Raw genomic sequence first — 12,043 nt, 5'->3', positions numbered from 1 at the left:
TCACCGGAGATGCGCGCGTTGAAGCGGCCGTTGTCGCCGGAGAGATCGTCCCAGCCATCTCCGCCGAAGATGCGGTCGTTACCCTCGCCGCCGATGACTCGGTCACTGCCCGCGCCACCCGAGATCTCGTCGTTGCCGCCACGACCGTCAATCCAGTCATTGCCCCCGAAACCCTCCATCCAATCTTCAAGCTCGGTGCCGAGGAGTGTTTCGGAACCCGGGCCACCCTCGATAATGTTTGCCATCGAAAATACTCCTAATGATGCACCCTGCCTGGCGCGTTCATATTCCTCATCGGATAATTAGAGAAATCGATTGCTTGGATAGACACACATTTACGAAATGGATGCACTCACGTTCACTTCCTTCTGCTGAGCAGTTGCGGGGGCATCGTAAACTTAAAGAGCGCGAGGCGGTCGTAGCCCGCTTGCCCCACGGCGGTTCAAGCCCGCGCGATTTTTGCCCAGAGGTTCATTGCCTCTGAACGCAGTTCGCGATGATGGCTGGAGGAGATTTCGTGGCGGGGGATGTGGAACAGGTTGGCAATCGGATCATGAATTGAGACGAAGCGCTGCAAATGGCGTTGTGACTTGAAGCGTTTCATGATCCGTTCCCGTCGCCGGACTGGCTGATGGGAATTCTCCGCCCGATTGTTCAAGCCTTGATGCGAACGGTGATCGACGCCCGGCATGATCTCTCGCTTTGCAGCGTCGTAAGACCGAAGCTTGTCGGTGATCATCACGCGCGGCGCGCGGCCTTGGCCCTTCAACAGCTTGCGCATCAGACGCTTGGCCGCCTTGGCATTGCGACGACTTTGCACCAGAACCTCCAGGACGAAACCGTCCTGATCGACGGCGCGCCAGAGCCAGTGCTTCTTGCCGCGGATCGAAACGACGGCCTCGTCGAGATGCCACTTGTCACCCAGCCGACCCGCTGAGCGGCGGCGGATCTCGCTGGCAAAGGTCCGCCCGAATTTCTCTGCCCAAAGCCGGACTGTCTGATGCGAGACAATAATCCCTCGTGCCGCCAGCAAGTCCTCGACCATTCGCAAACTGAGAGGAAAACGGAAATAGAGCCAGATAGCATGGGCGATGATCTCGGCGGGGAAGCGATGGCGGCGGTAGAGTGGGTCACGCTCTGTCATAGCCCGTCATCGCACATCGGTATCCACGCTTCGTTAAGTTGACGATGCCGTTGCGAAACAGCGAGAAAGCCGCGGCCGAGAATGCCGAACGTGCCTACGAGCTAATGGTTCGGCATTGGCGGTCACGCGGGCCGAAGCGGCGCACGGACGCCACAAACGAGGAACGACTATAACGGCTGCGTGGCGGCACTCTCATCCTCTCGCACCACTCTTTGCCACGTGGTCGTCCGTGCCGGACAAATATAGCACAAGGAAATCTGGCGGCACGACCGACGCCCTCGGTCCGCTCCAGAATGGCGCCGTGCTCGACGCCGTCAAGGCGTGGCCTGGAAACCTCGCAGCCGGCCGTGGCGCCATCGCACCGGCCAGCCTTGACTGCGTCTCGACACGCTCGCGTGGGAAATCCTGTGGGCCGGGACGAAGAAACAGGCTCATCTGAGCCGAACAAAGAAACGCAACAGGAATCGAAAAAGTCGAAATCAGGCTTGTCGATGTCATCCGTCGATGTCATCCGTGCTATGCAGCTTGGCGCGGTGCTCCTTAGGGAAGGTCATGTAGGCCAGCACGTCGGGCTCGGCGTCGTCCATGATGACGGCGAGCTTGGGCACTTTCGGCCGGATCTGGTCGGCAACGGCGCGCCATTGGGTGCTGGCGGCTTTCGGCGTCTCCTGGGCGAAGGCGGTGGCGAGGAAGGCGGAGACGACACGGCGCCCGCTTTTGCCGGCATGGGCCAGGACGTTCCTCATGAAATGCACGCGGCACCTCTGCCATGTCGCGCACAGCACCTTGGTGACGGCCGCCTTGATGCCTTCGTGGGCGTCGGACACGACCAGCTTGACGCCGCGCAGGCCGCGACGGGTCAGCTTGCGCAGGAACTCCGTCCAGATCGGCTCGGCCTCAGACGTGCCGACCTCCATGCCCAGCACCTCGCGCCGGCCGTCTGAGTTGACGCCGACGGCGATGATCACGGCGACCTAGACGATGCGCCCGCCGCGGCGCACCTTCAGGTAGGTGGCATCCACCCACACGTATGGCCAGTCGCCCTCGATCGGCCGGTCGAGGAAGGCCTTCACCTTGTCGTCGATCTCCTCGCACAGCCGGCTGACCTGGCTCTTGGAGACGCCGCTCATGCCCATGGCCTTGACCAGGTCGTCGACCGAGCGGGTCGAGATGCCTTGGATGTAGGCCTCCTGAATGACGGCGGTCAGCGCCTTTTCGGCCATGCGCCGCGGCTCCAGGAAGCCCGGGAAGTAGGAGCCCTTCCTCAGCTTCGGGATGCGCAGCTCGACGGTGGCGGCCCGCGTCTCCCAGCCCCTGTCACGATAGCCGTTGCGCTGGGCAAGCCGCAGCGGGTTCTTCTCGCCATGGGCGGCGCCGGTGGCGGCGCCCACCTCCAGCTCCATCAGCCGCTCGGCGGCAAAGCCGATCATGTCGCGCAGGATATCGGCGTCGGGGCTCTTCTCTACGAGCGCGCGCAGGTTCATCATGTCGTCGGTCATCGGTGGTTTCCTTCGAATCAGGTTGTGTCAGCAACCCAACCCTACCGAAGAACATCTGTCGCTTGGCAGTTAATTATGAGAATGGCTTGTCAATGATTTCAGCAGGTTAGCCATACACTATCGCGGTAGGGACGCCCATTACTGGGCGCCCCCCGCTCAGATCCGAGCGAGCCCGATTCGAGCACTCGGCTCCTACCTTGGGTGGCTGACGGCGAAGCGCGCATTGGGCCACGGGTGAAGGATGCGTGGTTTGGGGAGCCAGTCGTCGGTCAGCTTCGTCATGCGGGCCCAGGTGAAGCCGTCTCGTTGGCTGCGCCGCCGAAGCGTCCGCCGCCAGAGATCGGTCACATGGTGCCGGAACGCCGCGAGCGCCCCGCCATTCGTCGGGACCGCATAATAGGCGAAATGACCTGTCACGACCTGCCTCAGCCACTTCCCCTGTTCGGGGATGGGCCAATGCATCCGACGCCGCAGCTCCGCCTTGATGTCCTTGAGCTTCACCCGCATGCGGTCGCCTCGGGTCTTCCGCTTAAGCAGGAAGCGCCCCTTTCGCGATTTACCGCAGATGAAGGTAAAGCCCAGGAATGCGAAGGTCTCCGATTTGCCGAGCCCGCGCTGCTTGCGGTCGACCGCCGCGAAGCGGCCGAACTCAATCAGGCGGGTCTTTTCCGGATGCAGCGACAGCATGAACTCCTCAAGCCTCGCGCGCATCGCATCGAGGAAACGACGGGCGTCGCCCTCGCGCTCGAAGCCGACGATTACATCATCGGCATAGCGCACGATGATCATGTCGCCGGTGGCCTCGCGCCGTCGCCAGCGGTTGACCCACAGGTCGAAGACATAGTGCAGGAAATATTGGCCAGAAGCGGCGAAATCACCGAGCCTTGACCCGTGCCCCTGTCATCTACCGTCACGATCCCGTCTTCGAGAATGCCCGCCTTCAGCCATTTCCGGATCAGGCGGATGATGCGCTTGTCGCCGATCCTGTGTTCCACGAAGCGAACGAGCCAATCCTGGCTGACGCTCCCGAAAAAGTTCTGGATATCGGCGTCTACAATCCAGTTCACCCTCCGCGTGTTGATCGCTACGCACAGTGCATCCAATGCATCGTGCGACCCTCTACCGGGCCGAAACCCGTATGAGAAGCCGCAGAAGTCGCCTTCATAGATGGCATTGAGCACCATGACGGTTGCCCCTTGGACGATTTTGTCTTCCAGAGCGGCAATCGCCAGCGGCCGCTGCTTTCCATCTGCCTTCGGTATAAACGTCCGGCGAGACGGTTGCGGGCGGTACGCTCCCCGATGAACCCGTTCGTGCAGGTCCCTGAGCCGAGGCTCAAGGTCTGTCTCGTAATCCTGCCACGTCATGCCATCCACCCCGGGAGCGGCCTTGCGCTTGAGCACGTAGAACGCCGTCCGCAGTGTATCGACATTGATGTGGTGGAAGAGCGCGGTGAACTTCTCCTTCTTCCTCAGCCTTGCGGCTTGCCGTACGCGATCCAGCGACTGGGACATGCGAGCCCGGCTCTGTGTCCGGTGCATGTGTTGCTGTTCCGCGTTCCCCTTGGTCCCCGGCCTTGGCTCCACCAGCTCCGCCGCCGGTTGTCCGGCTTTGTTCGTCGGCTTCGCAGCTACTATGCCGGAGTCAGACTTCTCTGGATCGTGCATCAACGGCTACGGCTCCTCGCCTTCCCGTTGCGGACCATCCCCCCGTACTCCTGGGGCGTATGGCCAATCCAGAGATCTCCCGGTTCCCGCACAAGGAGCTTCCGCACATGCCAGGGTCTCAGACCACGCCGGATCGAACAGGCGCTCGCGAAAACGCGCCCGTCCATTTCGCCTTCCGCTAAATTAACGGCGTCGGCATCCGGAACAAATTCCCTTTCGTGGCTCAATGGCTGGCCTATGCACTCCCCTACCGACGCTTCGCCGGCATCCTCGCGGATGTCTGCGCACGGCTCGGGGCCGATGTGGATCGCTATTCCTTCATCGCAGTGGACTTCCACCACCTACTCCTTGCCGGTCTCCCGGCGCACTAATTTGAGAATCCGGACTTCCAGGTTCTCAAATTAAGTGCCAATCCTGACCGAAACCCGAAACGACTGCATTCTTACGGTTAACTGCCAAGCGACAGCATGGTCAAGAAGCAGCAGATGCGCTGGTCTCTCCACGGTGCTCACATGCTGATGCAGGTTCGGACAGCCGAGATGAATAGGGAACTTCGCGACCGACTGCGGGCACGATTTCGAGCACCAGAGCAGAGCGTGCCCTCACTATTCAAGCCCAAACCGCCCCTACTGTGCGCTGCGTAACCCCGGAGAAGTTACCGGTCTCTCCGACGCCCTCCATTGCCAAGCAGTTCGAAATCCTCGCCGCATGAGCGCCGCCTGACGCTCAACCTGCCTTTGCCACCTCAGCTGGAGTTTGCGACGAAACCCCCGGTGTTCTACGTGAATTGATTAAAGCCATCGAAATGGCTCGAGCCAAAACCCGACGGTTTTCTGGAATGGTCACCATGGTCAGGTGGTCGCCAGGAATCGGCACGGCATAAATAGGCGCCGCACTTAAGATCCGGTCCCACCCCCGCATGAGCGAAGTTGCGTTTGGATCTATTGAACTCTTGGCGCGTGCGCCACGAAGGGGGCGAATTTCAGTGGCATAAAACTGATGTATTCCAACTGGCAGGGAAGGAGGTTGGTACCCCTGCAGCGCTCCGTGGAACCGAGCGATTTTTTCATACATCATCACTTCGTCTCGGAGATCGCCTTTTGAAGGGATCGCTCCAATTTGCTGCGCCTTTTCAAGCAGCTGAGCAATCGAGCTTTGTTCAGCGAAGCGTTCAAGCTCTGCGAAGCACTCATCTTCCAACGATTCGAGGCGTTCCAGAACCAGTTTGTTGACCACCTGGATGGGCGATATGCTCGAGCCATTTGCAGGTAGCGTAACATCGATGAACGCCATGAATGAAACAGCTTCGCGTAGCCTCAACAGGTGCTGCCCAATTGCGTAAGCCAAGATCCCGCCTGATGAGTATCCCGCGAGGCGATAAGCCCCCAACGGCTGGATCTCTTTCATCACTTCGATTGCCTGCGCGGCTATTTCTTCGAGAGTTGGTGGATAAAGTTCATCGAAATCCGGCCATGGCACCGCATAGACGGGACAGTCTATGTCCATTTCGCTTGCCAATTTGGCGGCATAGGAACAGTCTCCCAACCCTGTCGGAAAAAAGAAGAGCGGCAACTGCGATCCCGCCGGACGAATGGAAATCACTCCCGGATTACTTGGTTGTGGTTCCCGATTGAGCTTCGATGCAAGCTCCTTCAGAATGGGTGTCCGGAAGAGATCGCTGGCGCTAAACTTCAGTCCGAGGTTTGAAGCTCGACTTAGCAGCTGCACGGCCAACAGCGAGTGGCCGCCGAGCTCGAAGAAGTGGTCGTGGCGCCCGATGCGCTCGAGGCCGAGCAGCTCCGCCCAGATCCCGGCCAGCAGCGTCTCGACCTCGCCCTGCGCGCTTCATAGGCGGTGCGCGCATAGGCCTCGTCGTCGGGGGCCGGCAGCGCCTGGCGGTCGAGCTTGCCGTTCGGTGTCAGCGGCAGCCCATCCAGCCGCACGAAGGCGCTCGGCACCATGTAGTCGGGCAGCAGGCTACCCAGATGGGCGCGCAAGGAGGCAGCAAGCTGCGCGCCATCGGCCTCGTCCGATCCGTCCGCCGGCTTCGCCACCACATAGGCGACGAGCCGCCGGCCGCCGGTGCGATCGGCGCGCGCCACCACCACCGCATCGCCGACAAGCTCGTGCTCGCAAAGCCGCGCCGCGACCTCGCCCGGCTCGATGCGGAAGCCGCGGATCTTCACCTGCTCGTCGTTGCGGCCCAAAAACTCCAGATTGCCGTCCGGCCGGTAGCGCGCCAGATCGCCGGTCCGATACATCCGCGCACCTGCCTCATCGCTGAACGGATCGGCCAAAAACCGCTCCGCCGTCAGCTCGGGCCGGTTCAGGTAGCCGCGCGCAACGCCGGCCCCGCCGATGTAGAGCTCACCCACCGCCCCGAACGGCACCGGCTGACCATGACCGTCCAGAAGATAGATCCGCGTGTTGGCGATCGGACCCCCGATCGTTTCAACGACGGTGTCTCCCCTGGGCATGCAAATCCAGGTCGAGTACGTCGTTGTCTCGGAAGGGGCGTATAGGTTACAGATCTTCTCGACGCGGCTGTGCTCGAAGATTCTCTCGATCAGAGCTGCGCTCAGCGCCAAATTGATGGCGCTTGCCGCGGCGGGGACTGCTTCCTTGTCGAGCAGAGCGGCGATCGCAGAGGGGACTGTATTGATCAGCGCGACGTCCAAAGGCGTTTGCGCCAGCGCCAGCGCATTGTGGACGAGATAGAGCGTGCCGCCCTGTGACAGGGTAGCGAAGCACTCGTAGACGGACAGATCAAAGCTGATCGAAGTGGAGAACAGCATGCGGCTGGTCTGCGCTTGCGCGTAGACGCCGCTACTCCAACGCAGCAGGTTCACGGTGCTTTGATGCTCGACCATGACGCCCTTGGGCGTCCCGGTGGAGCCCGAGGTGTAGATGATGTAGGCGAGATGGCGGGGGGTGAGCCCCAGCGCGCGCGGGTCGGGGTCGTCAGCGCCCTGGCCGGCCCATGGACGCGCGCCGCCCGAGAGGTCGACCGCCGTCAGGCTGGCGAGCGCCTCGGCGCCGAGGGCGGCGCGTCCGGCCGTATCGGCCAGCAGCAGCTTGGGGGCGGCATCGGCGAGCACCTGGTTGAGCCGTGGGCTCGGATAGGCCGGATCGAGCGGCACATAGGCGCCGCCCGCCTTCAGGATCGCCAGCAGCCCGACCACTATCGCCGGGCTGCGCTCGACGCAGATCGCCACCGGCTGATCCGGCTTGACCCCAAGGGCGATCAGATGATGGGCCAGCCGGTTGGCCCGGGCATTGAGTTCGCCATAGCTCAGCGCCTCGCCCTCATGCACCAATGCCACCGCCTCGGGCGTCCGGCGCACCTGTTGCTCGAACAGCTCGTGGATGCAAAGATCCGACGGATAGTCCGCGTCCGTCCGGTTCAGCTCCTCCAAAAGGTAGGTCCGCTCCTCGGGCGGAAGAATGTCGAGCGCGCGCACCGGCCAACCCGTCCGCCCCTATGTCACGCATTGGTACTCTGCCCTCGACGGGGCTGCCGTCTCCGGGTTCTCCCTTAGCATCGTGACACAGGTTCCCACGTTCCGCACAAGAGCCTATCACGGGCTCGCGCCGCCTTTGTACCGGTTGCCGCCCGGCCAATATGCAGGCACCCGCCGGGCTTATCCCAGAAATCCCATCCATCTCTGGTTTCGACAACTTCTGTCCGAATTTTCGATACGTCATCAGCGGTTCACTCGCGTTCGCCTTCCCGCAACTTACCTGCCGGGCTCGTGACCCGACTTTTCCACAACGCTCACCACCCCGGCCGTTGTGCCGACGCAGCTTGTGGCGGTTTGGACCCTGATCCTGTAATCCGAGCCCGAGGGACCTGCCCTCATCTCTCGTGCAGCATAGCTGCTGCGAAGTGATCCTACATTCTGATCTCCTTGCTTTGCTTTCGTGGCACACGATGGGGTATTCGGCTTGAGCCTCATCGTTTGGCGGTGACGCCATCAAGGTGCTGCGCTTCGAGCTGATGATAAACCGTGGTCGGTTCCCCGGAACAGCCACAAGCCATCAGGAAGGAAAAGCGAAGCATGAAACATTGTGCAGGATTGGACGTCTCGGTGAAGGAGACCGCAATTTGCATCGTCGACGAAATGGGCACAGTGTGCCGCGAGGTGAAGGTGCTGACCCATCCCGAGGATATTGCGCGGGTCCTCAAGGATCCCGCCTGGCGGTTGGAACGCGTCGGGCTTGAAGCCGGACCTTTGTCGCAATGGCTGTTCGAAGGCCTTGCCAAAGCCGGCCTGCCGATGATCTGCATTGAGACACGTCACACCAAAGCATTCTTGAAGGCGCAGGTGAACAAGACCGACCGCAATGATGGCTGATGCGCGCGGGATCGCGCAGATGATGCGGGTCAATCTGTTCCGCCCGGTGCATGTCAAGACCCTGACGAGCCAGAAGCGCCGGGCGCTGCTGACGGCGCGCAAGCTCTTAAAGGACAAGGGGATTGCCATCGAGACGACATCCGCGGGCTGTTGCGCAACTTCGGTCTCAAGGTTGGCAAGGTCGGTGCGGTCAAGTTTGAGGAGCGGATCCGCGAGCTCACCGAAGGCATGCCCGATCTGGCCGAGATCATCGAACCGTTGCTCGACGCGCGCCGCAAGCTGCGCCAGAATTATGCCGCCCTGCACCGCAAGCTTCTGGCGATCGTCCGGGACGATGAGGTTTGCCGCCAGCTGATGTCGATCCCCGTTGTCGGCCCCGTCGTGTCGCTGGCCTACGCCGCGATGATCGATATCCCCGCCCGCTTCCGCAACTCCAAGTCGGTCGGTCCGATTTTGGGCCTGACGCCGGCGCTCCATGAATCGGGCGAAAGCCGCCGGGTGGGCGGGATCTCGTTGTGCGGCGACGGCATGATGCGAACGTTGCTCTACGAAGCCGCGCAGACCCTGCTGACGCGGGTGACGAAATGGTCCTGGCTGAAGGCCTGGGCGATGGACGTCGCCAAGCGGCGCGGCCAGCAGAAAGCCATCGTTGCGCTCGCCCGCCGGCTGGCGGTGATCACGCATCGCATCTGGAGCGACGGCACACAGTTCCGCTGGACCAGGACGGAAATCAAGCCGGTCGCCGGCTGAACAATTGGACACCTCGAACTACCGGCATTTCCAGAGTGGGTGGTGCGACAATGAGGTTGCGAACAGCGGGCTGGATTTCGGTCGTTGGGGCTGATGCTGGTTGCCGATTTCGGCATCGCGGCGGCGTTTTCCGCCGCTCTCGCCGTCAGGCGAACGCAGTTCGCCCTTGGTGCCAGACGAAGCGGGTGAGATTGTAGGCGAGGTTGGCCATGCCGATCTTGGTGCAGGCGCGAGCGATGCCGATCGTGCGGACAAATGCGGGATTTCTGCTGCGCGAAGACGTGCTCGACGAAAGCGCGGATCTTTGAGCGCCGGCCATTGGCCCGTGCCATCGCCTCGCTCATCGGCCGGCCTTTCGGCTTCTTGTGATGAATGTCGGAGACGTAGCCGTTCTTGTCCAGCCACGCCTCATTCTTCTTCGAGCGATAGGCGGTGTCGGCCCATACCGTCGAGCCGGTGTTGTTCTTGTCCAGCACGTTGCGAAGCTGCGCCCCGTCCCAAGCCGAGGCGCCGGTGACGTTCCAGCCGCGGATGAAGCCGTGGCGACGATCGATCGAGGCATGGTTTTTGTAGCCGAAGGCGGGAACGGCGATATCGCGCTGCTTCGTCTTTCCCTCCTCATCGGCCTTGGCCTTCGAGAACTTCACGGTCCAGCGCGCGTCCCGGTCCTTCTGGCGCAGCTTGGCTGGTTTCTTCTGCCACTCGTCCGGCACCTTTCCTGCCTTGATGTCAGCCTTTTCAGCACCGGAATTGCGTTGCTTCGGCGCCGCCACGATCGTGGCATCCACGATCTGGCCACCCATCGCCAGATAACCGGCCTTGGTGAGGTGCTTGTCAAAACGGGCGAACAGGTTGTCCACCGCCCGGGCCTGCGTGAGGTGCTCCCTAAACAACCAGATCGTCTTGGCGTCGGGCACCTTGTCGCCGAGCCCCAACCCGAGGAAACGCATGAAGGAAAGCCGGTCTTGGATCTGAAACTCGGTCTGATGGTCCGAGAGACTGTAGAGCGCCTGCAGAACCAGGACCTTGAACATCATCACCGCATCAAAGGGCGGCCGGCCGCCTTTGGCGCCATCGGAGCGCTTCAGCGCCTTGGCCAGCGGTTTCCGGAAAACCTCCCAAGGCACCACCGCGTTCAGCTTCTCCAGTGGATCGCCGGCCGCGCTCAGCCGGACATAACGCTCGTCAATGTCCCAGAATCCAGCCTGGCCTCGCATCCAACGCCTCCGTGCAAATCACCAGGCGAAGTGAATCAAAATGCGGTCTCGATTGGCAGGTTTTTCGAGGTGTCCAATTGATAAACATCGCCCCGATAGACGGGGACGACACGAGTTCCGCCCACCGGTGGAAAGCTGTCCTTCGCGGGACGAGGATGAGGTAAGTTCGTCGACTGGCTTGGCTCGATTGCCCATCATCGGCAATCAAGGCGCTCGACAGATTGTTCCACCCATTCTTCTGAATCCCCATCATGCGGCGGCCAGAGCGCCGACCGCGAAGAGAAGCGAGTGACCTGCGGGACGGTCCAGAAAAAAGTGCAGGAGTAGCTTGACCTAAACGACCCCAATCAGAGAGGACTCTGAGTGGCATCAGGTGCGCCTAGAGTCCACACCACCTAAGGCTCGTGATATGGAGCGTGCCAGAACTACGCGGTTTTGTGGAACGCTCATCAATGTATCGTGCCTACCTGGGATCGGCACAGCATGAATGGCCGCCGCACCTAGAACCCGGTCCCAACCGCGCATGGGTGAGCTTGCCTCTGGACCTATTGAGGCTTCATCAGGTGGTACCCGACGACTGATGAGAGGCTCAGTGGCATAAAACTGATGTACCTCAATTGGCAGCGACGGAACCCGATACGACTGTAGCGCCGCATGAAATTGCGCGCTTTTTTCATACATCAGAACAACGTTTTGGAGATCACGATCCAGAGGTATCGCCCCGATTTGCTGTGCCTTTTCAAGCAGCTGTGCGATCGAACTTTGTCTAGTAAAGCGTTCCAACACTTCGAAGCTCTCATCATCCAAGGATTTAAAAGAATCCAGTACTACTTCTCGTATCATTTGGGTGGGCGATATGCTTGATGGATTTGCAGGTAGCGTAACATCGATGAGAGCGATGAACGACACAGCGGCATCGAGACTCAGCAATCGCTGTGCGATTGCGTAAGCCAATATTCCGCCTGATGAGTATCCAGCCAATCGATATGGACCCCGGGGCTGAATCTCTCTAATCGCCACGATGATCTCCGCGGCTATCGCCTCAAGGGTTGGTGGACGAACTTCATCGAAAGACGGCCATGGCAAAGCATAGACGGGACAGTCTACGTCCATTTCCTTTACCAAACTGGGGACATAGGAACAATCGCCCAAACCTGTGGGAACAAAGAACAGCGGCGGCTGCGAGCCGGTTGCTTGAACGGATATCACTCCCGGATTGCTGAGCTGTGGTCCCAAGTGAATCTTCGTTGCAAAGTCCGTCAGAACAGGGGCTTGGAAGAGGTCGGCGGTGCTGAACTTCAGCCCAAGATCTGATGCTCGGCTGAGCAGCTGCACCGCCAGGAGCGAGTGGCCGCCGAGCTCGAAGAAGTTGTCGTTGCGTCCGACCCGCTCGACCCCGAGGAGCTCGGCC

General features: G+C 61.0%; 5 protein-coding genes and 5 pseudogenes. 2 read left to right on the top strand and 8 right to left on the bottom strand.

Features of this window, described 5'->3' with window-relative positions:
• From NKJ23_RS33725 to ltrA, 4 genes and pseudogenes are all read right to left on the bottom strand, one after another.
• Positions 1-245, bottom strand: a 245-nt coding sequence (locus NKJ23_RS33725; protein WP_502902613.1) for a calcium-binding protein, incomplete at its 3' end; no start/stop codon positions are given.
• A 197-nt stretch (positions 246-442) separates the two neighbouring features.
• Complete coding sequence (locus tag NKJ23_RS33720) at positions 443-1,144, bottom strand: IS6 family transposase (protein ID WP_023722851.1); 702 nt, start codon at positions 1,142-1,144, stop codon at positions 443-445.
• A gap of 500 nt (positions 1,145-1,644) precedes the next feature.
• Positions 1,645-2,643, bottom strand: a pseudogene (locus tag NKJ23_RS33715) (IS256 family transposase); the annotation flags it as partial.
• 192 nt (positions 2,644-2,835) lie between these two features.
• A pseudogene (gene ltrA / locus NKJ23_RS33710) lies at positions 2,836-4,010 on the bottom strand (group II intron reverse transcriptase/maturase).
• Between the two features lie 752 nt (positions 4,011-4,762).
• Between ltrA and NKJ23_RS34835 the strand changes: the two are divergent.
• Positions 4,763-4,954: pseudogene (locus tag NKJ23_RS34835) on the top strand (hypothetical protein); the annotation flags it as partial.
• 82 nt (positions 4,955-5,036) lie between these two features.
• Here the strand turns inward: NKJ23_RS34835 and NKJ23_RS33705 are convergent.
• A complete protein-coding gene (locus NKJ23_RS33705) occupies positions 5,037-6,089 on the bottom strand; it encodes a thioesterase domain-containing protein (RefSeq protein WP_352496695.1) in 1,053 nt (350 codons plus the stop codon).
• The gene (locus NKJ23_RS33700; protein WP_352496693.1) at positions 6,026-7,771 is read right to left on the bottom strand and encodes a non-ribosomal peptide synthetase; all 1,746 of its coding nucleotides are present in this window, start codon (positions 7,769-7,771) and stop codon (positions 6,026-6,028) included. Before NKJ23_RS33700 ends, NKJ23_RS33705 begins: the two co-directional genes overlap by 64 nt.
• 597 nt (positions 7,772-8,368) lie before the next feature.
• On the opposite strand from NKJ23_RS33700, the pseudogene NKJ23_RS33695 reads away from it, so the two are divergent.
• Positions 8,369-9,415 (top strand): annotated as a pseudogene (locus tag NKJ23_RS33695) (IS110 family RNA-guided transposase).
• 145 nt (positions 9,416-9,560) lie between these two features.
• Here the strand turns inward: NKJ23_RS33695 and NKJ23_RS33690 are convergent.
• Together NKJ23_RS33690 and NKJ23_RS33685 are read right to left on the bottom strand one after the other, a co-directional pair.
• Positions 9,561-10,632: pseudogene (locus NKJ23_RS33690) on the bottom strand (IS5 family transposase).
• 369 nt (positions 10,633-11,001) lie between these two features.
• The coding region (locus tag NKJ23_RS33685; protein WP_352496692.1) for a thioesterase domain-containing protein at positions 11,002-12,043 on the bottom strand (1,042 nt) is incomplete at its 5' end.

The sequence above is a fragment of the Mesorhizobium sp. M0184 genome (genome assembly GCF_040322215.1).
Taxonomy (GTDB): Bacteria; Pseudomonadota; Alphaproteobacteria; order Rhizobiales; family Rhizobiaceae; genus Mesorhizobium.
The sequence above is the reverse complement of the archived record's forward strand: the minus strand, read 5'-3'. Positions and strand labels throughout refer to the sequence as shown.

What these genes read in the sequence shown, in the direction of transcription:
- NKJ23_RS33720 (WP_023722851.1), bottom strand. Translation starts at nt 1,144, where the DNA reads ATGACAGAGCGTGACCCACTCTACCGCCGCCATCGCTTCCCCGCCGAG.